A 22,237-nucleotide genomic window follows, 5' to 3' on the forward strand; every position below is an offset into this window, starting at 1 on the left:
GGCGGTGGCGAAGGAGATGACCGTGGTGATGATGAGCAGTACTGGGGCCAGGACAGAGCGCAGCAGCACCATGAGGATCAGCAGGATGACCACCAACACGATGGGGATGATCAGGTTGCGGTCATGGATGGATGCCTGGTTGGTGTCCACAGCTGTTGCAGTCACGCCGCCGACTAGGGCGTCGATGTTGTCATCGGCGAATTCCTGGCGCAGGTTCTTGATGGAATCCTGTGCTTCCTTGGTGTCAGGGGCCTCAATGAGGGTGCCCTGCAGCAGGATCTGACCATCCACCACAGTTGGTGCTGGAGCTGCTCCGGGCCCCATCGGGATGATGCCTTCTGGGGTCACCGGTGCGGAACCGGAGGGGGAATCAGCACTGGAGACGGTGATGCCATCAAAGCTGTCATTGCGCAGCAGGGAGTCTGCCACGGTCTGCAGATTATCTTCATCAGTGAGGACGTACACGGGGCTCCCGGCACCGCCGGGGAAGTGCTCGCCCAGTGCTTCCTGGCCATCACGAGCTTCAGAGGCACCCAGGACCAGTTCGGATTGGGAGACACCATCAGCCTTGAGCGTGGGGACAAAAGCGGCACCGGCAAGAAGAACGATGAGGGTGGACACCCAGATGGCACGTGGGTGTTTCTTCACCAGGTCTGCCATCTTGGACCACACACCACCGGAAGGTATGCCGTTTTCTTCCCGGACCACTTCTGGTTCATACTTCGGACGCTTGGGCCAGAAGGCTACGCGGCCAAACATAAAGAGCAGGGAAGGCAGCAGGGTTAATGCGGACAACATGGCAAAGATGATGCCGATGGATGCGACCGGGCCCAGGGTGGAATTGGATTTCAGATCACTGAACAGCAGGCAGAGCAGACCTACGATCACGGTACTGCCTGATGCGACGATCGGTTCCACAGAAGCACGGATGGCCTTAAAGGTGGCCACTGCCTTGTCCTGATGGACACGCAGTTCCTCACGATAACGTGCCACATAGAGCAGGGAATAGTCGGTGGCGGCACCGATGACCAGGATGAACAGGATGCCCTGGGTCTGACCGGAGAGCAGGAGGATCTCCCACTTGGCCAGCCACCACACCAGTAGCAGTGCACTGGCCAGTGCAAACACGCTGGTGGAGAGCACCACGATGGGAAGGATGAAGGAGCGGTACACCACGACCAGGATCACGAGCACCGCTGCCATGGCAACCAGCAGCAGGAGACCGTCGATGCCGGCGAATGCCGCGCCGAGGTCAGCACTGAAACCGGCCGGGCCGGTGACAAAGGTGCTGATCCCCTCAGGTGCTGCGTCCTGCAGCGCTGCAGAGAGCTTATCGACGCTATCTGCCAACTCCGCTGATGTATCGATGGGCACAAACGCCTGCACCGCCAACCCATCCTCAGAAGGAATGGCAGGGGAGACGCCCTCGGCCACACCCTCGAGATCCTTCAGGCCTTCCACCACCGCATTGAGCTCGCCGATCTGCTGCTCGCTCAAGGGTTCCTCAGAGGTCATCACCACCACCGCGGGGATGGCCTCAGAATCATTGAACTCACCGATCAACTGCTGCACCACCGTGGCATCAGCGGATTCAGGCAGGTAGGAGGTCTGGTCATTGGAGGAGACTTCACCGACCTTGCCAAAGTAGGGGCCACCCACTCCGGCACCGATCAACCAGACCAGGATCAGGACTGCAGGTAGGAAGATTCTCACCCAGCGGGCGGGGCCTGTTTTTTTCTGCTCCTGCTCAGCAGGGCGCGAAGTGGTGCGGGTGCTCATGTCTTTTACACTTTCATTTCTCGTGTGGGGGTGCACTTGAAGATTTATGACCGACGGGTTGCCAGTTGATCAACCTGGTGGAGAAGAAGATCGAGGACCACTGCTGGCATGCTGGTGTGCAATGCCCGGATTGCCTCGCGGCATTCTTCCAGGTGCTGATGGATCATGGTGTGGGAAAAGTCCTTTGCACCACAGTCCTCAAGAAGCCTCTTGATCTCTTCTCCCTGAGATGGGCTGAGATCATTCTTACCGAAGTCGACCTCAATGTCAGGCCAGAGCGGTGTCTTCCGCGCAAAACTGATGATGGTGGTTTCCTTGCCCTCCCGGAGATCAGAGAAGGCATCCTTGCCGTGCTCTGCAGCCTGACCGAAGGTGGACAGATAATCATCCTGTAGTTGATAGGCAGTACCCAGTGCCTTGCCGAGGTCACCGACCTTTAGCTCATCTTCTTTGGACAACCCGGAGAGGATCGCTGCGGCACGCAGGGGAAGCTCGAAGGTGTAGGTGGCCGTTTTCAACCGGCTCATTTCCAGCGCTGTGGACATCTGTGAGGTGATGGCCTTGTGGCTCAAACCCACATCCAGAAATTCACCGGCCACGGAATCGTTGATGGTCTGTTCCAGAAGATCCAGCAGCCTGATGCGCTGAGCATGGGGAAGATCAAGTCGGGCGAAGATCTGGTGCGTGGCAGATAAGAACAGGTCACCCATGAGGATGCCATTGGCCTGCGCCCATGCCAGGTGTTCTGGGTCAGGACCCCGGTGCGAGAAATTCTCCGGATCACGTTGGGAGAGGATCTGCCCGATGAAGTTCAACTTCCCACGGCGATGGAGATCACCGTCGATCACGTCATCATGAATGAGGAAGGAGAAGTGGAGAAGTTCTGTGGCGACCGCAATCTGGAGGACCTGCTCGTGATTGTCTGAAGAAGCCGGTGCCATGCCATGGTAGAGGCTCAACACCATGCGGGGGCGTACCAGCTTTCCACCACGTAGTGCCTGAAAGGCGGTATCCACGCAGGCAGAATATGCAGGGCCATAGATGTTGCACTGTTCAGACAATGTCGCGAAAGTACGATTCAGCTCCCGATGGATCTCTTCATTGAAGTCACCACCCAGGGCTATCAGCTGCTCTGTCGTGTGTGCCATTAGATAGTCCATTTCACAATCTTGTGCTGTCACCTTCAATGCCCAGTGTCAGTGGGCCACTATACTTAACACATTTTAGATAGTAACCTAATAGCTAATATATGCAAAGGCGAACTTTATCTGACTTTGAAGGAGAAGGGGGATAGTATTTTGCCCATGCGGGAATCCGAGAAAAGGCCGGAGCAGGAATCGGCTCTCAATAATCTCTATGACGTCAGGTCCAGCGATCCCCGGAGCGAACTTATTGATCGCTCCGGTATGTCGCCTGCTGATATTGCCCAGATTGGGCACCTCATGAAGGCCTTGTCTGGTCTGCGTGATGTGGAACGTGCGGTTGGTGAAGCTTCGGCCCGCTACATGGCGCTGAGTCCGCAGGATATGCGGGCCTTGCACTATCTGATTGTTGCCGGCCACAGTGGTGAGATTGTCACTCCAGGAATGTTGGGCTCCCACCTGGAGATATCCCCGGCCTCTGTGACCAAGATGCTCAACCGTCTGGAAAAGGGTGAGCATATTCTCCGCAGGGTCCATCCAGTTGACCGTCGCGCTTTTGCGCTGGAGGTTACTGACATGACCCGCGCTGAGGCCATGCAGACCCTGGGTAAGCACCAGGCTCGACGTTTTGATTCCGCCAAGCGACTCAGCTCTGAGGAGCGTGAAGTGGTGATCCGATTCCTGGAAGATATGACCCAGGAACTGTCGCTGAAGAACGCGGACTGGGCTCAGCCGGGCAATCACTAGTTTTTATAGGGTGCAGAGGGGTGCTGCACCGGACTTGCCACCGGCGGCAGGCACGGTCACGAAAGCACATGACCACCAACCACGATCCTCGGTGATGTTGCGAACCTTGGACCAGTCTGCGGTACTCAGGTCGGGAGTGCGTGAAAGAACAAAGCCGGACATCCGGTTCGGGCTACCGATAACAGCCAGGGAGTAGTCCTCTTCCAGGTAGGTGACGCGGTAGTTCGGTTCGCCACCTTCAGTCTGGAAGGGGACGCCGCCGAAGGTCACCTTCAGGGATGCGTCAGAGCGCACGCTGGCTTTGCCATTGATCACTGATGGTCCAAAAGGGGTGCCGCAGGAGTTGGTCACGGAGATGGTGCTGTCATCGATGACGCCGTAGTCGGCGGTGGTGTCATGTGAGCACTGTAGTGAATAAGGCTGGGGGATCGCGGCCACCTGGTACCACTTCCCGGCGTAGCGCTCGAGGTTCACTTTCTGATCAATTTCTTGCAGGGCCAGGTTCTCTGGAGTGGAGCTCAGATTGGCCACCTGAGAGGAGCCGCCTGCGAGGCGCCCGCCATCGAAGATGTCCTGGGCTTGGGCTGTGGAGGCTCCAAAGATCGAGGTTGTTGCCAATAGTGCGACGGTGGCGATGCGGGTAGATAGCTTGCTAAACATGAGGTGCTCCTTCATGGCGGGGTATATTAACCTGAAGTGTACTACGTCTTTTTGGATAAGATACGCAAAGGGTTAAATTTGCGGGTCTTTTTCTATCTCCTACGCCTATACTCGCGCCCATGAACCACACCATTTCACCGACAGTGGACTATCAAGCAGAGCATCCTCGCCGCAGGGTCCTGGTTACGGGAGCAACCGGTTATGTGGGTGGCCGACTGGTCACCGAGCTGCTTGCTGCAGGATTCACGGTCCGGGCAACCTCTAGAAACAAAGACAGTCTCCGTCGCTTTGACTGGCACCACCAGGTGGAGATGATGGAAGCTGACCTGAGCAAACCTGAAGACCTGGATGGGATCTTTCATGAGGTGGATGTGGTGTTTTACCTGGTCCACTCCATGGGTTCCAAAGACGTGGATTTTGAGCAGGCAGAGAAACAGACTGCTCATAATGTCGCTGATGCAGCTACCCGCGCCGGTGTGATGCAGATCGTGTACCTTTCCGGACTGCATCCCGGTGGCCGGGAACTGGGAGAACTGTCCAAACACATGCGTTCCCGGGAAAATGTCGCACGGATCCTCCTGTCAGGACAGACACCTGCGTTGATTCTGCGTGCAGCCACACTCATCGGCTCAGGTTCTGCATCCTTCGAGATCATCCGTCACCTGAGTGAACGTTTGCCGGTGATGGTGGCTCCACCGTGGATCAGCAACAACATCGAGCCCCTGGCCATCAGAGATACCCTGCATTATCTGCTCAGGGCCGCTGATCTGCCTGAGGCTGTCAACCAGGGTTGTGATCTCGGGTGCGGACAGACCTATGAGTTTGCTGATCTGCTTCGTATCTATGCAGAGCTCAGGGGATTGAAGAAGCGCCGCATCCTGTCACTTCCACTCAATCTGCCGATGGATAAACTCTCAGGCTTCTGGATCAGTCTGGTCACCCCGGTACCCTATGAACTGGCTTTCCCACTGGCACAATCCATGGCAGAGGATGCCGTTGCCGAGGAACACAGCATTCGCGATGTCATTCCGGATCCACCTGGTGGTTTCATCGATTACCGCAGAGCGGTGGAACTTGCCCTGGAAGCTGAACATGATCGCGGGGTGCCCACATCCTGGGACCGCAGCTGGTCACAGCACCCTTCTCAGGCATGGGATACGCAGAAAACAGACCCGGAGTGGGCGGGCGCAGCACTCTATGAAGACACCCGCTCAGAAACCACCGATCTCACAGCCGCCCAAGTATGGCCCATCATCGAAGGCCTGGGTGGGGTAAATGGTTGGTACTCTGCACCGGTGCTGTGGCGATTGCGTGGTGTTGCTGATCGTCTCATCGGTGGTCCCGGCCTGGGTGGGCGGCGTGATCCACGCACCCTGAAACTCGGTGACCGGCTGGACTGGTGGCGTGTAACGGAGATCAACCCGCCACATCGTCTGGTGCTCACCGCTGAGATGAAGGTGGACGGCAACGCCTGGCTGATCCTGGAGGTGGAAGACAATGAGGACGGTGGTTCCACTTACACCCAACGGGCACTCTTTGAACCCAAGGGACTGCCAGGAAATCTCTACTGGTGGATGGTCTCACCCTTCCACGCCATCATCTTCCCCTATATGCGACGCAATATTCTTAACGCTGCTCGTGACTCTCTTTGATCGCCGCATAGGCATCGAGTGCATCCTGACGTGTACTTTTCAGATCAACGATCGGGGCGGGGTAGTCAGGAGTGCCATACTCCGGAACCCACCGACGGATATAGACATCTTCCGGATCAAATTTCTTTGCCTGGGTCACCGGGTTGAAAATACGGAAATATGGTGAGGCATCATCACCACTGCCCGCCGCCCACTGCCAGTTAAAAGCATTGGCAGCCAGGTCCGCGTCAACCAGTGTCTCCCAGAACCACTCCTCACCATGACGCCAGTGGATCTGCAGGTTCTTGGTGAGAAAACTTGCCACCACCATACGGGCACGGTTGTGCATGGTGCCGGTGGCCCACAATTCACGCATGCCGGCATCCACCAGGGGGATACCGGTGCGCCCGGCGCGCCAGGCCGCCAGCTCCACATGGAACCCTGTTGAAGATGTGGGGAGGAGGGGGCAACGTCCGTCGATAAGCTTGTGGGTTTCCTTGTCGTCCCAGGCCCAGCCGAAGTAGTCAAATTGGGTGCGCACATTGGTGGTGGGCAGCTGAGGGAGGTTGTAGAGGCGGTGCCAGGAGAAATCACGCCAGAGCAGTTCTTTGAGGAATACCTGTGCATCCTCGGGATTGATGTCACCGGAATCTGCTGCAGTAGTGACCTCTATCCAGACGCGGTGCACGCTGACCTCACCGAAACGTAGATGTGGTGAGAGCCCACTGGTGATCTCATGCGCCATATAGTCGCGGCCCTGGGCATAACCACCGTGTTCCCGCAGGTGGTCAAGGAACTTCTCTAAACGTGTCAGGGCTGCCTGCTCACCCGGCTGGCAATGATGGGCGAGTTTGTTTTGCCATCCGGTGGTGCCGGTGAGTGGGGAATAGCCAGTTCTGATGTCGGAGGGGCCGGTGAGTGGGATGGGGGATTGGTGATGGTGGAGGTGTTCTTCGGCGTGTTGCTCTGCCAGGGGGAAGGCAGCTTTGGAAAAAGGGGTGAAGACCTTATAGGCGGTACCGGCACCAGTGGTGATCTCCCCGGGCTCGGTGAGCAGGTAACCTGCATGGCTGGTTACCTCAACCCCCTGTTTCTCAAGGTGAGTTGTGATGGTGGCATCACTGGCACAGGCTGGTTCGTGATAGCGCCGATTCCAGGTCACCGCGCTGGCACCTGTCTCCTGGGCAAGATCTGCCACGATGTTTCTGGGATCTCCCTGACGCCTCAGCAACGGCACATCGTGGGCACCGAGAGCCTCATCCAATAGTGCGAGGCTACGCTGTTGCCACCAACGGGCTGCACCACCTAGAGGCCTGGGCTCAGAGGAGTCAATGAACACTCCGATCACCGGCCCCCGGTTGGCAGCCCAACGCAGTGCCGCATTGTCCAGGATCCGGAGATCATCACGGAACCAGACAAGAGTGGGCGCAGGAGCTGATGCGGAAGGCTTCATGATTCTTGAGTCTAAACTCAACGGGGGCAGGCATACCGTTCGCCGGAACTATTTAAGACACCACCACAGGAAAGTCAGGTCATGACTCCACAGCTGTCAGCAAGAACCTTAAGCGTTGTCATTCCTTGCCTCAACGATGGGGAACTCCTCCGCGTATGCCTGGCCAGCCTGCAGAACCAGACTGTGGCACCGGATGAGATCATCGTGGTGGATAACGGCAGCACCGATGATTCTGTGAACATCGCCGAGGCAGCAGGTGCACTGGTGATCCACGAAGCCCGCCGAGGCATCACCTGGGCCAGTGCTGCAGGATACAACGTCGCTGCAGGCGATGTCATTGTGCGTATCGACGCCGACGTCACCGTGGAGCCGGACTTCATCGCCCGATATCACAGCACCTGGGACCAGGCGGAAGCCTCCACCGGCCGTGAGGTGGTAGCCATCACCGGATCCGGCACCTTCAACCTCCAAGGTGATGCTGGTCAGCGCATCGCCAACCTCTACCTGGGTGCCTACCGCGCCACCACCAAACTCGCCCTGGGACACTTCCCCATGTTCGGTTCCAACTGCTCCATCAACACACAATGGTGGCTGGATGTACGGGCAGGGATCAACCTGGCCAACACCTTTGTCCATGAAGACATGTACTTCTCCTTCTTCATCCGCCCCCACGAAACCCTCTGGTACCAACAGGACCTCACCGTGCACATGGACCCCCGCGCCCTCCACGGAGCACGCCAACTTTGGACCCGCCTGGCACGAGGCTTCCACACCATCCGCTCCGCCTGGCGGGAAGAACCCGTCTACCTCCGCCTGGCGCGCCGGGGAATACTCACAGCTGAGTTCATTCCAATGCGTTAAGATTCCTGAAAATCTGCCCGAACATATGCCCCGGGCTGCCCCGGGCAGCCCTGTGGCAGGCACAATGGTGTGCATGAACCAACCCACCCCAGAGCCCCACGAGGGTATGAATCCTGTTTCACCAAATTTGACCAAAGCCCGGTATATCGGACGTTTACCGTGGCTGGTGGCATTGGCCACCGGATTCGGGGTGCTGGGTTTCATGACCAGCCCCTGGGTATATATCGGTGTGGGGATTGCGGTGGCTTTGTTGATCTGGCAGCTGTGGTTGATCCCGCAACAGGTCAAACGTCTGGGCTGGCTGGAAACCGATGATGAGCTGTTGATCACCAAGGGCAAGCTCTGGCACACCTACACCGTGGTGCCTTATGGGCGCATCCAGTTTGTCGATGTCACCGCGGGCCCCATCGAACGTGGATTGGGTATGAAGACGGTGAAGCTGAACACGGCATCCTCCACCAGTGATTCCTCTGTGGAAGGTCTACCTGGCGATACCGCTGATGCACTGCGTGAACGCCTGGCCATCAAGGCCCGTGAGAGGATGAGCGGCCTGTGAGCGAACCCCTGGATAATGAGCTTGCTGAGCTGGAATTCCGTACAGTTCACCCGCTCACCCCACTGCTGCGTTTCTGGACCTTGATCCTGGCGATCTTTGCTGGTCTAGCACTTAATATCAATGCCTCCTCATGGGGTGCGATCTGGGGATTTGTCAGCGGTGAGCGTGACTACGCCATCTGGCCACTGGTGATCTCCATCGGTGTGTTTGTGTTGGCCTGTGTACTGCTGTGGTTATTCTCCCGGATCTGGTGGAAAGCCAATGGTTTCCGACTCACCGACGAGGAGATTCAGCATAAAAGGGGAGTGTTCAACACCCAGTTGCGCACCGCCAGGTTTGATCGGATCCAGGCGGTCGACCTGGTGGAGTCGGTTATCGCCAGGATCTTCCGGGTGGCTGCAGTGCGGGTGGAAACAGCCGGTGGCAATGATTCCGTGATCGAGGTGGCTTTCCTCAAGAAAGCGGAGGCGGAAGCACTGCGTCGCCAGTTGGTTGCCGTGACCCGGAGCCAGAGTGTGCCTGTTGACAGACCTCAACAGTCGGTGGCAGAGGCCATACCTCCGCTGCACGAGGGGGAACGGCCCCGAGCAGGGCAGGTGGAGGGCAATGTTGTTGTTCCCACCATCCCGATCGCCCGCACCCTGGGCAGTACCGCGCTGGCGTTGAACACCATCATCACGGTGTTGGCACTGCTCATCATCGCGTTGACGCCACTGGGTTTTACCGCACTGGTTCCCATCCTGGCTGGTCTGGCGCCCTCGGTGTGGAACCTCATTGACAAGTCATGGAAATTCCAGGCGAACCTCAACGGGAATGTGCTCAATGTGTCCTATGGACTGGCGGATCGTCGTAGGCAGTCCATTCCCTTGAACAGGATCCATGGTGTGAGTGTGACCCAACCCCTGCTGTGGCGAGCTTTTGGTTGGTGGACGGTGTCAGTGTCCGTGGCAGGTTATGGTGCGGAAACCGGCAAGGGTGGTACCACCAAGCTGCTCCCCGTCGGTTCCAAGGAACTGGCTTTGAACCTGCTGGAGATCGTCAGCCCACTTGATCATGTGGAGATCGCTGAGATGGCTGATCCGGTGCGCACCACACGCCCGGCCTACACCAGCCCGGCAGCAGCCAAATGGGTATCCCCTCTGGATCGGAAACAACAGGGTGTCACCCTGGTGGGTGAGCGTCCGGATGTGCCATCAACGGTGGTGGTGCATTTTGGCAGGCTCTATCACCGCATGGCGGTGATCGATGTCAGCCACATCCAGGAACTCACTCTCAAACGCGGCCCCATCCAACGCATCCTGGGTCTCAGTTCCGTGCAGCTGGACCTGGTGCCGGGACCAGTGTCCATGGAAGGTCGCGACCTGGCTTATCAGGATGGCATGGAGTTGCTGGCGGTCCTGCGACAGCGTGCGCTCCCGGAATTCAACGGTCTTCCCGCTGACTCATAAAACACGTCTTTTTCCGTCGGCTACGATTGTCTCCATGCATATCTCAGATCTTCCCGATAAGACCCAGGACTATCTGAAGACAATCTGGGACATCACCGACCGTTCGGAGGGGCAGCCTGCCGCGCTCGGTGAGATCGCGGAGATCCTCGAACAGAAAACCCCCACAGCATCGGAAGCCATCAAACGCCTGGCGGCCCGAAACCTGGTGCACCATGAACGCTATTCAGGGATCTCCCTGACCGACACCGGCCGGGCCCTGGCCCTGGAAATGGTGCGTCGCCACCGTCTGCTGGAAACCTTCCTCCATGATGTCCTGGGCTACACCTGGGATGAGGTTCATGAGGATGCGGATCTACTGGAACACGCTGCCTCCGACCGGCTGATCGCACGTATTGATGCCCACCTGGGCCATCCACGCCGCGATCCCCACGGTGATCCGATTCCCACAGCGGAAGGAATCATTGATGCTGTCAGCAGGGAAACACTGGCCACGGTCAGCCCCGGCGACACCGTCACCATCACCCGGGTGCAGGACACCGATCCTGAACTGCTGCGCTATCTGGCAGGCCATGAAGTGATCCCTGGTTCCCGCATCACCGTGATCAGGGCACCCTTTGCAGGCATGGTGGAAGCCATGGTCGAAGACACCGGGCAGACTTTCCCGCTGGCAGAAACCCAGCTGTCGCTGATCACAGTGCAGTCATAAACGGTAGAGGATGCACTCGCCCAGATAACAGAAACCCCCCGCTGTCACCACCAGATTCTCTGGCAACAACAGCGGGGGCGGTGAGGGGGGCAATAGTAGTTAAAAACTTATAAAAGCTCAGATAACCGTTTGCAGGTTGAGCAGGTCCATCATGACATCCCGCATATTTCCTGAGGCCACCAACCCGATCTGCATGATGACCGCGATGGTGAAACCAGTCAACAGGAACTTATCTGCAGGACCATTGGCCCGGATGCTCAAGAACTTGGGCAGCTTCATATTCCACCACCGCTTCCCCTTCCACTGAAGAAAAGGGGCGAAGACAGGGATACCCTGCTTGGTAGCCAGATCCCCAGCCATGTGGGTCAGACATCCCACCGTGATGGCCGAACCCAACACCAGGCCGAAGGATTCCTCCGGAACATAGTTCCACACCCCATAAGCCAGGGCTGCTGATAAACCAGTGACGATCAACCAGTCAGTCTTCTTCGACCATTCTGGAAGCAACCCGCGGATACCAAGTCCGAGGAAGAAGAACAACAGACCAATCACTGCTGGTTTAGCAAAGGCACTGATCAAGGCTGTGGCACCAGCCCCAGCGGCCAGAGCACTCCACACAGTATGGGTAACTGTGCGGTGCCCATTTCTACAGGGCCTGTCCTTAGCCCCACGGGTGATATTGACCAGGGCCTGGGCCAGGTTCTCCGTGATCCGCGACAAAGCTTGCGTGAGAGGGCCGAAAGAGCGGGAGACTGTTGCCGAAGGGGCATCAAGATCCGGTAGCAGGGCGGCACCTGCTGCCAGAGCGGCATAGATGAAAGTCTCTTCCGCTGTGGTGACACCACCCCAGTGCTCGGGGAGTATCTGTGCCACGGCCAGTCCGACCGCGGCGCCACTCATCGCGTGGGTGGGACCCATAACCACGTCTGCGTACCTGCCTTCGAAATTCTTATCGATCAACCTTTTCACCACACTCTAGACCCACCGCATGAAGGTGGTATTCATGCCCACCCTTTTCTGATCCACCGCCTGCCTGTTCGGGCTACAAAGGTGGAAGAAGAAGGACGGCAGAGGTGAACGTCGATGAGCACCGCGCTGGAAACCAGCTAGCGTGGGGCCATGGACGAGCATGCGACCCTGGAAGCAGTGAGCGTGGCACGTAAGGCCCGCAACATCGAGATATTCACCGGCGCCGGGATGAGCGCTGACTCCGGCCTGGACACCTACCGCGATGATGACACCGGTGTGTGGAGCAAAGTCGACCCACAGGCCATGGCGAGCATCAGCGCCTGGGCACAGGACCCAGAACCGATGTGGGCATGGTACCGCTGGCGCGCCGGGCAGGCCGCGCGCTCCCAACCCAATGCAGGACACCGCGCGATTGCCTATTGGGCGGGCAGCGACCTGGTGGATCATGTTCATGTGACCACGCAGAATATCGATAATCTGCATGAACGCGCAGGCTCTGAACACGTCACCCACCTGCATGGCAGTCTCTTCCACTTCCGCTGCAGCATCTGTTCCACGCCATGGCGTGATGATGCGGACTATCCGGAAGAACTCAGTGAAAGGCTCACCCCGCCTACTTGTTCGCTGTGTGGAAACCCGGTGCGCCCCGGTGTGGTGTGGTTCGGTGAGGCCATGCCCCAGAAGGAATGGGAGCATGCGGAGCAGCGCATGCAGGAGGCTGACCTGGTGGTGATCGTGGGCACCTCCGGCATCGTCTACCCGGCAGCCTCCCTGCCCGTAGTGGCACATCAACGTGGCGTGCCGATCCTGGAGATCACACCCAAAGCCACCGATCTGTCACCCCTTGCCACCTATTCCTGGCGCACCACCGCGGCCGCCGGCCTACCGGAGCTGGTCAAGCGGCTCGGCGCCTAAAGTTGCTTATCGACGCCTATTTCGCCCCTCAGATATCGTTTCAGCGTGCGGAGAAGGCATGATGGATAACCATGAAGAAGATTTTCGGTATGACGGCACTGATGGCGATGACAGCAGCTGGCCTGGCGGCCTGCTCACCACCCAATGAAAACCCTGCAGCCTGCAACAATGTCACCCCTGAAGACACCGCTTTCGGCCAGTATCTGGAAGCCGGGGAAATTCCCACCACCGGTGGCAACCCCTTCCGCTTTGAGGTGGCCGATAACCACTTTGACGCCTGCGATCACATCAGCTGGCTGGGGCTCACCGGCACCACCCAACCTGAAAGCGAAGAAGAAGACAGCAGCGGTTTTGTGGTCTTCTTTGAAGACGGCGACCTGGTCACCGACCCACAGCCAGTCCAGATGAGTGCAGCGCCCCTGGTGGAACGCAATGATGCCGATGATGAAGCCACTGTCCAGTTCGGCCACTATGCTGCCCCTGGCGAGGCCGTGACCATGGATCTGCGTGTGTTCACCTTCAACTATGAAGAAGACAGCATCGTGGTGGCTGACCGCGCAGCATACGATGCCTACGCTGCCAGCCGTAACCAGCTGGTTCTCTCAGCAGAATAAGGTGGGAAACTACTAGGCTGGCTGCATCAACCCTGGTCTGGAAGACAGTAAAGGAGTCCTCTCACATGTTCACCGATACCGCTCAAACCCACCTCAGGCGCTGCGTGGCACTGGCTGCCACCGCCCTGGACAAGGGCAACAGCCCCTATGGCTCGGTCCTGGTATCGGACACCGGACAGGTCCTCTTTGAAGACCATAACCGCGACGGCGATGGTGACAACACCCGCCACCCGGAATTTGAGATCGCCCGTTGGGCAGCAGCCAACCTCTCTGAGAAACAACGCGCCACCGCAGTGGTTTATACCTCCACGGAACATTGCCCGATGTGCGCCGCAGCCCATGCCTGGGTCGGCCTAGGCCGCATCATCTACATCTCATCAGGTGCGGAAGTGGGGCAGTGGTACCGCCAGTGGGGTGCAGAACCCACCCCGGTGGCCAAACTACCCATCACCCAGGTGGCGCCGGGATTATCTGTGGAAGGACCTGTTCCTGAACTGACGGACAAGCTCAAAGAGATCCATCGCCGGTATTTTCAGAGGGCTGTGAGCTAAACCCCACCGGGGAAGCCGAGCTGTCGCCACGCCTCATAGGTCGCCACAGCCGCGGAGTTAGACAGGTTCATGGAGCGGCGTCCATCCAACATGGGGATGCGTAGTTCCTTAGTTACACGGGAATGCTCCACACGGTCGCGGGGAAGGCCGGTGGGTTCGGTGCCAAAGAGGAGGGCATCGCCTGCTTCAAATTCCACATCGGTGAACCAGGTGCTGGCTTCCGTGGTGAAGGCGAAGATGCGTCCAGGCAGCGCTGCGAAGCAGTCGTTGATGTTCTTATGCACGGTGACATCGGCCAGATCGTGATAATCCAGGCCGGCGCGGCGGAGGTGTTTTTCCGTCAGGTCAAAACCGAGGGGTTCAACTAAGTGCAGGTGGGCACCGGTCCCGGCACACATTCGGATGGCATTTCCAGTGTTGGGTGGGATGACGGGATTGTCGAAGACAACATGCAAAGGTGGGACAGACATGGGAAAGAGTCTAAACCGTGGAATAATGGCGAGGGTGACTGCTACCAAACTTGATGGAAACCTGTACCGCGATGAAATTTTCGTCGACCTCGCCGCACGCGTCGCCGCGTTGAAGAAAAAGGGAATTGTCCCAGGACTGGCCACCGTGCTGGTCGGTGATGATCCGGGAAGCCACTCCTATGTGAAGATGAAGCACCGTGACTGTGAACAGATCGGTGTGAACTCCATCCGCAAGGACCTACCTGCGGACATCACCCAGGAAGAGCTCTTCGCCGTCATCGATGAACTGAATGCTGATGATGCCTGCACCGGCTACATCGTGCAGCTGCCACTGCCGAAGCATCTGGATGAAAATGCTGTGCTCGAGCGCATCGATCCAGCTAAGGATGCTGATGGTCTGCACCCGGTCAACCTGGGCAAACTGGTTCTCAACGAGCCTGCACCGCTGCCCTGCACCCCAAATGGATCGATCAGCCTGCTGCGTCGTTTCGGTGTTGAACTCAACGGTGCCAAGGTTGTTGTCATCGGCCGTGGCGTGACTGTTGGTCGCCCGATCGGTCTGATGCTCACCCGTCGTTCTGAGAACTCCACCGTCACCCTGTGCCACACCGGAACCAAGGATCTGGCTGCAGAAACCCGTGAGGCGGACATCATCATCGCGGCTGCCGGACAGCCGCACATGCTCACCGCTGACATGGTCAAGCCAGGTGCAGCAGTTCTCGACGTCGGAGTATCCCGTCTCGATGGCAAGCTGGCCGGCGATGTCCACCCGGATGTCTGGGAAACCGCAGGTTTTGTGTCTCCTAACCCGGGTGGTGTTGGTCCATTGACCCGTGCCTTCCTGGTCCACAACGTTGTCGAACGCGCAGAGAAGCTGGCTGGAGCCTAAAGACACATGCCTACCCGGGCCACCATGACAGAAGCCGAGATGTTGGAAAACCCGCACGATGCGGGAGTACAGCCCTCCCGTCTGCCGAGAACAGTGCAGAAGATCGGGGTGGGGTTATTCATCCTCGGTTTGATTGCCGCAACCCTATTTGCCTTCACAGAGCATTGGCGCCGCGCCACGTTCATTCTCGGGGTGACGATGATCTATCTGGCGCTACTGCGGTTGACCTGTGATTCTCAGGTCATGGGTCTGTTGGCTGTGCGGTCCAGGCGTTTCGACGCCTTCTACTGCACCATCCTGGGTGGGGGCATGACTTTCCTGGCGACCTCAGTGGACTCGCTGGGTAGTTAAAGAAGGATCCTCAAACACCGACTGGATGACGGCCTGACCGTCACCAGTCGGTGTTTCTTTGAATTCAATGAAGATCTCAGGACCCTTGACTTGGAATGTCAGGGCAGGGGTGTTGGAGAGACTGAAATAGGTCTCATCCAGGGTGTCCACGATTTTCTCCTGCTTGGAGATCACCGCTGATTCATTGCCGAGATGGATCCAATTGGTGGTGACGTCGATAAGCATCCGCCTCTGGGAATCATCAAGATCAGATCCCTTGAGGCCGCCCCCGTCAGTAACCGCGAGTCCAGCCAGGGATTGACGCTGCTGGGGAGTCAAACTACTGAGCAGCTCCTCGGCTGCCACCTGAGCTGTGGTCATGGGGGATTTACCCTCATCCACGGTGGTGCTGTCCACGATGGCCTGCACATCATCACTGCTCAACGCGAAGTGCGCAGACTCGAAGATGATATTCTCATCCTCTGACAACAGAGCATTCAACCCGAGTTTCGGACCACTCAAAACCAACTTCCACTGGGAATCAACTTCAGGAGCTGCAGAGAACCTCAGATAATGTGGTTCCATTCCGGGCGTGGTGGTGATGTGGTTCAGCAGAGAGGAGACAGTGTCATAGGCGTCCTCGTTGAGCATTGATTCCAGGACCTTGAGCACCGTGATCTGCTGGGCACGGGTTAATTTGCTCAGGTCCAGTCCCTCACTGAGTATCCGTGTGCGCTGCTCCTCATCCAGATATCCCATGAAAGCGCGAGCCGTCAGGGTGGTCTCGCGACTTGCGGTGTGGCGCATGGTGAAACTGTCGGCGGCGCTGGTTGCAGCATCGGTTGGCTGCGCACGCGTGGCAGATGCCACCCTGGTGGGTTGCTCTTCAGCGTCCAGGTTTCCTGCACGGTCCGGGCTGCAGGCAGCAAAGGTCAGACTTCCGGCGGCAAGCGTGGTGGCAAGCGCACAGGCGGTGCGGCCACGGCGGGAGGTCAACAACAAAGTCACAAGAGCTAATTTAGAGTATCTACCGTGGTTAAAGCGTGGGATTTCCTGTGAAGTTGTATCAAACTCGTTAGATGAATAGGTAATGCCCTTCCCGGTGACAGTCAGGAAGGGCATTTTTTTGATCGCAGGGGGCGACACCCCTTGCGAAAGAACGGGTTAGTCGTGCAGATTCTTACCCTGGAGTCCCAGTTTTGGAACCATGAGTACCGCAACCAGGGAGATGGCTGAGATCACCGCGATATAAACTCCGATGGACAGTGAGGTTCCAGTGGAGTCCAGCAGCATTTCTGCGATCATCGGTGCGAAGGCGCCACCGATGATGGAACCAATGGCATAACCGATGGAGACACCGGACAGGCGCACATTCGCAGGGAACATCTCGGCATAGAGTGCAGGCTGTGGTCCATAAGTGATCCCCAGAAGCACACCCAGAACCACCACGGCGATACCAAAGAGCAGTGGGTTGGCGGTGTCGATGAGCAACCAGGTGGGGATGGCCCAGATCATCATGGCCAGGTAACCGATGGCGAAGGTGCGGCGACGTCCCCAGCGGTCAGATGCGGCACCGAAGTAGAGGGTGGCAACGATCCAGGCAACGGCGGTCAGGGAGGTCAGCAGCAGGACGGTGGGGCGGGCCATGCCCAGCACACCGGTGCCATAGGAGACGAAGAAGGCGATGGCCAGGTAACCGGCCGCGTTGACACCGGCGAAGATGAGGGCAGCCAGGATGACGGTCTTGGCGTGCTTCTGGAAGAGTTCGGCCAGCGGTGCCGAGGACTTCTTCTTCATTTCCTGCATCTCAGAGAACACCGGGGACTCATGGACCAGGCGTCGGATGAAGAATCCCACGCCGATCAGGATGATGCTGGAGATGAAGGGGATACGCCAACCCCAGGCCTCGAACTGCTCCGGGCTGAGGACGGTGGTCATGACAAGCATGAACACGGTGGCCAGCAGCATACCGGCGGGCACGCCCACCTGGGGGAAGGCACCGAAGAAACCACGACGGTTGGTGGGGGCGTGCTCCACGGCGATCAGTGCGGCACCGCCCCACTCACCACCGGCGGAGATGCCCTGGAGGATACGCAGCAACACCAGGATCAGGGGAGCTGCGATTCCGATCTGTGCATAGGTGGGCAGCAGGCCCATGGCCACGGTGGCACCACCCATGCCCACCAGGGTGAGCACCAGGACCGGCTTGCGTCCGAAGCGGTCACCGAGGTGGCCTGCGATGACAGCACCGAAGGGGCGGAAGAGGAAGCTGATACCCAGGGAAGCCCAGGCGATGATCTGCGCCAGTGAGGCACTGGAGTTGGTGGCCGGGTTGAAGTACTGGGTGGCAAAGATGAGCCCGGCAGCCTGGGCATAGATGAAGAAGTCAAACCACTCGATGGTGGTTCCCACCATTGAACCGGCGAGCACCTTGCGGTGGGCCGGGGTCATCGGCTGATGGGTATTTGATCCGGTAGGAGAGTTGGGGGCAGTGGTGTCAGTGGTGTCACTGACTATGATGCGATTGGTCATCATGGAGACTTTCTGCAGGTCGCAGTTGGGGTGCAACTGCTAGGGGTGTGTTTTGAGGATCACCACAAGCAGCTACCCTCCCTCGGTAGGGGGCGGAGAGGGCGCTGTGGGAGCTTGGGGGGGGAAGGAGGTGTTTAGCCTTCGTTGCGCAGATCAACAAGGCGCTTGGCCTTGCCGTCACCGCTGTCCACGGTGGCGCGGACATCTACTTCAACGGAGACACCGATGCGGTCCTTGATCTGCTTGCTCAAACGACGTGTGGCGATATCGATGTCCTCATTGCTGGAACCCGGGGTGTGTTCGACCGCCAGGGTGAGGTGGTCCATGCGTCCCTTCTTGGACAGGATGCACTGATAACGCGGGCGCAGGGTCTTGTCTTCGACGATGATCTCCTCGAACTGGCTGGGGAAGCAGTTCACACCACGGAGGATGATCATGTCGTCATTGCGGGCGCTGATCTTGTCGATGCGACGCATGGAGAAGGCGGTTCCCGGCAGGATGCGGGTGAGATCATGGGTGCGGTAACGGATGACCGGGAAGGCCTCCTTGGTCATGGAGGTGATGACCAGCTCGCCGTATTCACCATCAGGCAGGACCTCGCCGGTGACCGGGTCGATGATCTCAGGGAAGAAGTGGTCCTCCCAGATGGTCAGTCCATCCTTGGTCTCCACGCTTTCCTGGGCCACGCCCGGTCCCATGACCTCGGAGAGTCCGTAGATATCGGTGGCATCGATGCCGAAGCCCTGCTCCAGGTCCTGACGCATACCCTCAGACCATGGCTCTGCACCCATCACGCCCACACGCAGGGAACATTCACGGGGATCCTGTCCTTCTGCGCGCATGCGGTCGAGCACGGTGAGCATGTAGGAGGGGGTGCCCAGGATGACATCCGGCTGGAAGTCCTTCATGATCTGGATCTGGCGTTCCGTCTGTCCACCGGAAGTCGGGATCGCAGTGGCGCCGAGTTTCTCCACGCCATAGTGGGCGCCCAGGCCGCCGGTGAACAGACCATAGCCGAAGGTCACCTGGACCTTATCGCCTGCTCGAACGCCACCTGCACGCAGGGAACGGGCGACCAGATCGGACCAGTTCTCAATGTCATTGCGGGTGTAGGCCACAACAGTGGGGCGGCCGGTGGTGCCGGAGGAGGCGTGCAGTCGCACGATCTGGCTCTGCGGTACTGCGAACATACCGAAGGGGTACTCACCACGGAGAATTTCCTTGTCGGTGAAGGGGAACTTGGCCAGATCTGCCATCTCCCGGAAATCATCCGGGTGGGCACCGACTGCATCGAAGGCCTTGCGGTAGTGAGGAACATTGAAATATGCGTGACGCAGGGTGTTCTTGGTGCGTGAGATCTGCAGCGCCGTGATCTCGTCTCGTGATGCGTACTCAATTCCCGTCTGGGGACCGGAGTGCGTGGAATGGATGGAAGCGAGGGAGCTCATGGGATGTTCCTTTCTGGCTGTGCGCACCTGTGGGGATGGTGTGCATCCTGGCCCTGGGAGGGCGAGGCAGTGACCTGCGGTGATCATGGTTTTCTATGTGATCCGGCGAAGTGTGGGTGAATGTACGACTCCGGAGCGAGAGTTGCTCTCTATTTACTAACTGACCAGTCGGTAAGTTTGTATGTGATGGACGCTACATTAACCTATCGTTGATTTCCATAATCACATTTAAATTCGCGCTATTTGCGCATTTACTTTCCCCCCACTATGCACCCCTGTTCGGATCATGAACAGGTGCGTGGATGATCAGCGCGCAGAAAGCCCCTGGAAGACGAACTCTGGCATCAGCTGGCTGAGCTCCTCGGGGGAGGTTTCACCATCCGGGCGGTACCACTCCACCAGTGAGTTGATCATGCCGAAGGTGAGGCGTGCGACCATGCCGGCATCGAGGTTGGAGCGCACCGCGCCCTCGACCTGGGCTGCATCCACATATTCGATGAGTTTGCGGGTGATCTTGCGGCGACGCTCAAGAATCTGCTTCTCCACCTCTGTGTTGCCACGCAGGCGCAGTAACAGGGTGACGTTCTCCGGGTTCTCGCAGAGCACGCGGGTGGCACCACTGATGGCCAGGGACAGGCGGTCCTTGGCGGTGCCTTCCAATTCATCGGCGGTGTCGAGGATGTCAAAAAGTGCCTCCAGTGCCTGATCGGTGGCACTGACCAGGATCTCCTCCTTGGAGCTGATGTGGTGATAGATCGCCGACTTGGTGATGCCGAGTGTGGTGGCCAGGGCTCCCATGGAGGTGGCTTCATATCCGTGGGTATTGAACTGCTTGACGGCAATGCGAATGACGTCTTCGCGTGCGTATCCGGGACGTCCCCGGGTGGTGGCGGGTGGGGTGGCGGTGGCCTGAGACATGGTCTCTCCTTGGGTGGCGGGGGTTTGGGGGCAGTATCGGCGCATGGAGTTTTAAGTCTTTTTGGCCCTCAGTGTAGTTTCCATGCGCTTGCTCATGAATTTACGTACACTCACTCCATGCTACCGACCGTTCGGTAGGTAGCGTGTAGAACCGCCCGATCGAACAAGGGAAAGATCATGACCCAGATTGTTAATGACATTGAGGTTCTCGCGCCGGGAGTGGCGCAGGGGCCGGAATTTGAACACGTGCGCACCATGTATTCCCGTGATGAGGCATCCAAGGGGCTCGGGGTGAGGATCACTGAACTGTCGGAGGAGTCTGCCCGGGGGCACTTCACGGTGCGCCCCGAGATGTGCAATGGGCATGGCACCGCCCAGGGTGGAATCCTCTTCACTTTTGCCGATGCTGTCTTTGCCGGTGTCTGTAATGCTGCCGGAAATACGGCGGTTGCCGCACAGGTGAGCATTCATTACATCTCGCCGGCCCGTGTGGGTGAGGTGGTGGAGGCCGAGGCCATCAACCGGCAGGAGTGGGGCCGTAATGGAATCACTGATGTGATCCTGCGCGTGGGCGATCGTGTGGTGGCGGAATTCCGCGGGACTTCCCGGGTGGTGAAGGGGGTCTAGTACATCCACCCCCGCGCAGCCCTCCTGAGCTGCACCAATGGAAATTTCGCCCAGGAAAACACCCCAGGAGTCGAGCGTTAAGTGGCAATCCATTGACGTGGATCACAATCCGGCCATATACTGACCGGGCGGTCGGTTGGTAATTGGGAAGTGGCCAACCGACACCCAGACTTCATAACTCACAAGCAACATCCTTCGCCCGGAGAGCGGCGAACCTGCGGGTAGACCGCCACACTTAAAAGGAGGACATTCTCATGACAACAGCCACACCAGAACGACAGATTGATGAAGTTCAGGCACAGGAGCACTTCGATGCCCTGATCGCCAAGGACTCACGCATCGAGCCCACCGACTGGATGCCTGCCGGCTACCGCAAGACCCTGACCCGTCAGATCTCACAGCACGCACACTCCGAGATCATCGGCATGCAGCCGGAAGCCAACTGGATCACCAGGGCGCCATCCCTCAAGCGCAAGGCCATTCTCATGGCCAAGGTCCAGGACGAAGCCGGACACGGCCTCTACCTCTACTCAGCGGCAGAGACCCTGGGCACCGAACGCGATGAACTGGTTGATCAGCTGCTCAGCGGCAAGGCCAAGTACTCCTCCATCTTCAACTACCCGGCACGCACCTGGGCTGATATCGGAGCCATCGGTTGGCTGGTTGATGGTGCAGCCATCTGTAACCAGGTTCCACTGTGCCGCGCCTCCTACGCACCCTATGGTCGCGCCATGGTCCGTGTCTGTAAGGAAGAATCCTTCCACCAGCGCCAGGGCTGGGAGATCCTCTACGAACTGGCCAACGGCACCCCGGCACAGAAGCAGATGGCACAGGAAGCCATCAACCGCTTCTACGGTCCGGCCCTGCAGATGTTCGGACCACCAGATGATGACTCCCCGAACTCCCAGCAGTCCATGGCCTGGAATATCAAGCGATTCAGCAATGATGACCTGCGCCAGCGCTTCGTGGACATGATCGTCCCGCAGGCGGA

Annotated in this window: 23 protein-coding genes; 13 read left to right on the plus strand and 10 right to left on the minus strand. The window is 58.3% G+C overall.

All coding sequences use genetic code 11. The features are described from left to right. Positions 1 to 1,713, minus strand: a 1,713-nt coding sequence (locus tag Q0M74_RS05545) for an MMPL family transporter (protein WP_293952306.1), incomplete at its 3' end; no start/stop codon positions are given. Positions 1,714 to 1,823: 110 nt separating this feature from the next. Next, complete coding sequence (locus Q0M74_RS05550; protein WP_293952268.1) at positions 1,824 to 2,927, minus strand: polyprenyl synthetase family protein; 1,104 nt, start codon at positions 2,925 to 2,927, stop codon at positions 1,824 to 1,826. A gap of 156 nt (positions 2,928 to 3,083) precedes the next feature. On the opposite strand from Q0M74_RS05550, the gene Q0M74_RS05555 reads away from it, so the two are divergent. Then, positions 3,084 to 3,668, plus strand: a complete 585-nt coding sequence (locus Q0M74_RS05555) for a MarR family winged helix-turn-helix transcriptional regulator (RefSeq protein WP_293952270.1) — start codon at positions 3,084 to 3,086, stop codon at positions 3,666 to 3,668. Between the two features lie 3 nt (positions 3,669 to 3,671). Here Q0M74_RS05555 and Q0M74_RS05560 read toward each other — a convergent pair whose 3' ends face one another. After that, positions 3,672 to 4,328, minus strand: a complete 657-nt coding sequence (locus Q0M74_RS05560; RefSeq protein ID WP_293952272.1) for a lipocalin family protein — start codon at positions 4,326 to 4,328, stop codon at positions 3,672 to 3,674. Positions 4,329 to 4,447: 119 nt separating this feature from the next. Here Q0M74_RS05560 and Q0M74_RS05565 point away from each other — a divergent pair, with 119 nt between their 5' ends. Further along, positions 4,448 to 5,980 (plus strand): SDR family oxidoreductase, encoded by a 1,533-nt coding sequence (locus Q0M74_RS05565; protein ID WP_293952274.1) that lies wholly within the window; start codon positions 4,448 to 4,450, stop codon positions 5,978 to 5,980. On the opposite strand, the gene Q0M74_RS05570 is transcribed toward Q0M74_RS05565, so the two are convergent. Further along, a complete protein-coding gene (locus Q0M74_RS05570; protein ID WP_293952276.1) occupies positions 5,955 to 7,412 on the minus strand; it encodes a deoxyribodipyrimidine photo-lyase in 1,458 nt (485 codons plus the stop codon). The two genes, Q0M74_RS05565 and Q0M74_RS05570, sit on opposite strands and share 26 nt — an antisense overlap. Positions 7,413 to 7,493: 81 nt before the next feature. On the opposite strand from Q0M74_RS05570, the gene Q0M74_RS05575 reads away from it, so the two are divergent. The 4 genes from Q0M74_RS05575 to Q0M74_RS05590 all read left to right on the plus strand — a co-directional run bounded on the left by Q0M74_RS05575 (position 7,494) and on the right by Q0M74_RS05590 (position 10,983). Next, complete coding sequence (locus Q0M74_RS05575; protein WP_293952278.1) at positions 7,494 to 8,273, plus strand: glycosyltransferase family A protein; 780 nt, start codon at positions 7,494 to 7,496, stop codon at positions 8,271 to 8,273. 106 nt (positions 8,274 to 8,379) lie between these two features. Beyond that, on the plus strand, positions 8,380 to 8,829 hold the full coding sequence (locus Q0M74_RS05580; RefSeq protein ID WP_293952308.1) for a PH domain-containing protein: 450 nt from the start codon (positions 8,380 to 8,382) through the stop codon (positions 8,827 to 8,829). Next, entirely contained in the window at positions 8,826 to 10,277 is a 1,452-nt protein-coding gene (locus tag Q0M74_RS05585; protein WP_293952280.1) for a PH domain-containing protein, read from the plus strand. Before Q0M74_RS05580 ends, Q0M74_RS05585 begins: the two co-directional genes overlap by 4 nt. 34 nt (positions 10,278 to 10,311) lie before the next feature. Beyond that, positions 10,312 to 10,983, plus strand: coding sequence for a metal-dependent transcriptional regulator (locus Q0M74_RS05590; RefSeq protein WP_293952282.1), 672 nt, complete (start codon positions 10,312 to 10,314; stop codon positions 10,981 to 10,983). Positions 10,984 to 11,100: 117 nt separating this feature from the next. Here the strand turns inward: Q0M74_RS05590 and Q0M74_RS05595 are convergent, their stop codons facing one another. Next, the gene (locus Q0M74_RS05595) at positions 11,101 to 11,901 is read right to left on the minus strand and encodes a metal-dependent hydrolase (RefSeq protein WP_293952310.1); all 801 of its coding nucleotides are present in this window, start codon (positions 11,899 to 11,901) and stop codon (positions 11,101 to 11,103) included. A 201-nt stretch (positions 11,902 to 12,102) separates the two neighbouring features. Between Q0M74_RS05595 and Q0M74_RS05600 the strand changes: the two genes are divergently transcribed. From Q0M74_RS05600 to Q0M74_RS05610, 3 genes are all read left to right on the plus strand, one after another. Beyond that, the gene (locus tag Q0M74_RS05600; protein ID WP_293952284.1) at positions 12,103 to 12,867 is read left to right on the plus strand and encodes an NAD-dependent deacylase; all 765 of its coding nucleotides are present in this window, start codon (positions 12,103 to 12,105) and stop codon (positions 12,865 to 12,867) included. Positions 12,868 to 12,938: 71 nt separating this feature from the next. Next, a complete protein-coding gene (locus tag Q0M74_RS05605) occupies positions 12,939 to 13,481 on the plus strand; it encodes a hypothetical protein (RefSeq protein ID WP_293952286.1) in 543 nt (180 codons plus the stop codon). Positions 13,482 to 13,546: 65 nt separating this feature from the next. After that, positions 13,547 to 14,032 (plus strand): nucleoside deaminase, encoded by a 486-nt coding sequence (locus Q0M74_RS05610; RefSeq protein ID WP_293952288.1) that lies wholly within the window; start codon positions 13,547 to 13,549, stop codon positions 14,030 to 14,032. On the opposite strand, the gene Q0M74_RS05615 is transcribed toward Q0M74_RS05610, so the two are convergent. After that, positions 14,029 to 14,502 carry a tRNA (cytidine(34)-2'-O)-methyltransferase gene (locus Q0M74_RS05615; protein ID WP_293952290.1) on the minus strand — a complete coding sequence of 158 codons (474 nt, stop codon included), beginning with the start codon at positions 14,500 to 14,502 and terminating at the stop codon, positions 14,029 to 14,031. The genes Q0M74_RS05610 and Q0M74_RS05615 overlap by 4 nt on opposite strands. A gap of 34 nt (positions 14,503 to 14,536) precedes the next feature. Here Q0M74_RS05615 and Q0M74_RS05620 point away from each other — a divergent pair, with 34 nt between their 5' ends. After that, the gene (locus Q0M74_RS05620; RefSeq protein WP_293952292.1) at positions 14,537 to 15,391 is read left to right on the plus strand and encodes a bifunctional methylenetetrahydrofolate dehydrogenase/methenyltetrahydrofolate cyclohydrolase; all 855 of its coding nucleotides are present in this window, start codon (positions 14,537 to 14,539) and stop codon (positions 15,389 to 15,391) included. A 6-nt stretch (positions 15,392 to 15,397) separates the two neighbouring features. Continuing rightward, a complete protein-coding gene (locus Q0M74_RS05625; RefSeq protein ID WP_293952294.1) occupies positions 15,398 to 15,742 on the plus strand; it encodes a DUF3017 domain-containing protein in 345 nt (114 codons plus the stop codon). Here the strand turns inward: Q0M74_RS05625 and Q0M74_RS05630 are convergent. From Q0M74_RS05630 to Q0M74_RS05645, 4 genes are all read right to left on the minus strand, one after another. Further along, complete coding sequence (locus tag Q0M74_RS05630; RefSeq protein WP_293952296.1) at positions 15,719 to 16,729, minus strand: DUF3500 domain-containing protein; 1,011 nt, start codon at positions 16,727 to 16,729, stop codon at positions 15,719 to 15,721. The two genes, Q0M74_RS05625 and Q0M74_RS05630, sit on opposite strands and share 24 nt — an antisense overlap. 156 nt (positions 16,730 to 16,885) lie before the next feature. Further along, positions 16,886 to 18,172, minus strand: coding sequence for an MFS transporter (locus Q0M74_RS05635; protein ID WP_293952313.1), 1,287 nt, complete (start codon positions 18,170 to 18,172; stop codon positions 16,886 to 16,888). A gap of 215 nt (positions 18,173 to 18,387) precedes the next feature. Further along, the gene (locus Q0M74_RS05640; protein WP_293952298.1) at positions 18,388 to 19,701 is read right to left on the minus strand and encodes an AMP-binding protein; all 1,314 of its coding nucleotides are present in this window, start codon (positions 19,699 to 19,701) and stop codon (positions 18,388 to 18,390) included. A gap of 306 nt (positions 19,702 to 20,007) precedes the next feature. Further along, the gene (locus tag Q0M74_RS05645; RefSeq protein ID WP_293952300.1) at positions 20,008 to 20,619 is read right to left on the minus strand and encodes a TetR/AcrR family transcriptional regulator; all 612 of its coding nucleotides are present in this window, start codon (positions 20,617 to 20,619) and stop codon (positions 20,008 to 20,010) included. A 177-nt stretch (positions 20,620 to 20,796) separates the two neighbouring features. Between Q0M74_RS05645 and paaI the strand changes: the two genes are divergently transcribed. Together paaI and paaA are read left to right on the plus strand one after the other, a co-directional pair. Beyond that, positions 20,797 to 21,246, plus strand: coding sequence for a hydroxyphenylacetyl-CoA thioesterase PaaI (paaI, locus tag Q0M74_RS05650; RefSeq protein WP_293952302.1), 450 nt, complete (start codon positions 20,797 to 20,799; stop codon positions 21,244 to 21,246). Between the two features lie 254 nt (positions 21,247 to 21,500). Beyond that, positions 21,501 to 22,237: 1,2-phenylacetyl-CoA epoxidase subunit PaaA (gene paaA, locus Q0M74_RS05655; RefSeq protein ID WP_293952304.1), on the plus strand; the 737-nt coding region annotated here is incomplete at its 3' end.

Source organism: uncultured Corynebacterium sp. (assembly GCF_945649885.1).
Taxonomy (GTDB): domain Bacteria; phylum Actinomycetota; class Actinomycetes; order Mycobacteriales; family Mycobacteriaceae; genus Corynebacterium.

What these genes read in the sequence shown, in the direction of transcription:
- Q0M74_RS05550 (WP_293952268.1), bottom strand. Translation starts at nt 2,927, where the DNA reads ATGGCACACACGACAGAGCAGCTGATAGCCCTGGGTGGTGACTTCAAT.
- Q0M74_RS05555 (WP_293952270.1), top strand. Translation starts at nt 3,084, where the DNA reads ATGCGGGAATCCGAGAAAAGGCCGGAGCAGGAATCGGCTCTCAATAAT.
- Q0M74_RS05560 (WP_293952272.1), bottom strand. Translation starts at nt 4,328, where the DNA reads ATGTTTAGCAAGCTATCTACCCGCATCGCCACCGTCGCACTATTGGCA.
- Q0M74_RS05565 (WP_293952274.1), top strand. Translation starts at nt 4,448, where the DNA reads ATGAACCACACCATTTCACCGACAGTGGACTATCAAGCAGAGCATCCT.
- Q0M74_RS05570 (WP_293952276.1), bottom strand. Translation starts at nt 7,412, where the DNA reads ATGAAGCCTTCCGCATCAGCTCCTGCGCCCACTCTTGTCTGGTTCCGT.
- Q0M74_RS05575 (WP_293952278.1), top strand. Translation starts at nt 7,494, where the DNA reads ATGACTCCACAGCTGTCAGCAAGAACCTTAAGCGTTGTCATTCCTTGC.
- Q0M74_RS05580 (WP_293952308.1), top strand. Translation starts at nt 8,380, where the DNA reads ATGAATCCTGTTTCACCAAATTTGACCAAAGCCCGGTATATCGGACGT.
- Q0M74_RS05590 (WP_293952282.1), top strand. Translation starts at nt 10,312, where the DNA reads ATGCATATCTCAGATCTTCCCGATAAGACCCAGGACTATCTGAAGACA.
- Q0M74_RS05595 (WP_293952310.1), bottom strand. Translation starts at nt 11,901, where the DNA reads ATGGGTCCCACCCACGCGATGAGTGGCGCCGCGGTCGGACTGGCCGTG.
- Q0M74_RS05600 (WP_293952284.1), top strand. Translation starts at nt 12,103, where the DNA reads ATGGACGAGCATGCGACCCTGGAAGCAGTGAGCGTGGCACGTAAGGCC.
- Q0M74_RS05605 (WP_293952286.1), top strand. Translation starts at nt 12,939, where the DNA reads ATGAAGAAGATTTTCGGTATGACGGCACTGATGGCGATGACAGCAGCT.
- Q0M74_RS05610 (WP_293952288.1), top strand. Translation starts at nt 13,547, where the DNA reads ATGTTCACCGATACCGCTCAAACCCACCTCAGGCGCTGCGTGGCACTG.
- Q0M74_RS05615 (WP_293952290.1), bottom strand. Translation starts at nt 14,502, where the DNA reads ATGTCTGTCCCACCTTTGCATGTTGTCTTCGACAATCCCGTCATCCCA.
- Q0M74_RS05625 (WP_293952294.1), top strand. Translation starts at nt 15,398, where the DNA reads ATGCCTACCCGGGCCACCATGACAGAAGCCGAGATGTTGGAAAACCCG.
- Q0M74_RS05635 (WP_293952313.1), bottom strand. Translation starts at nt 18,172, where the DNA reads ATGACCCCGGCCCACCGCAAGGTGCTCGCCGGTTCAATGGTGGGAACC.
- Q0M74_RS05640 (WP_293952298.1), bottom strand. Translation starts at nt 19,701, where the DNA reads ATGAGCTCCCTCGCTTCCATCCATTCCACGCACTCCGGTCCCCAGACG.
- Q0M74_RS05645 (WP_293952300.1), bottom strand. Translation starts at nt 20,619, where the DNA reads ATGTCTCAGGCCACCGCCACCCCACCCGCCACCACCCGGGGACGTCCC.
- paaI (WP_293952302.1), top strand. Translation starts at nt 20,797, where the DNA reads ATGACCCAGATTGTTAATGACATTGAGGTTCTCGCGCCGGGAGTGGCG.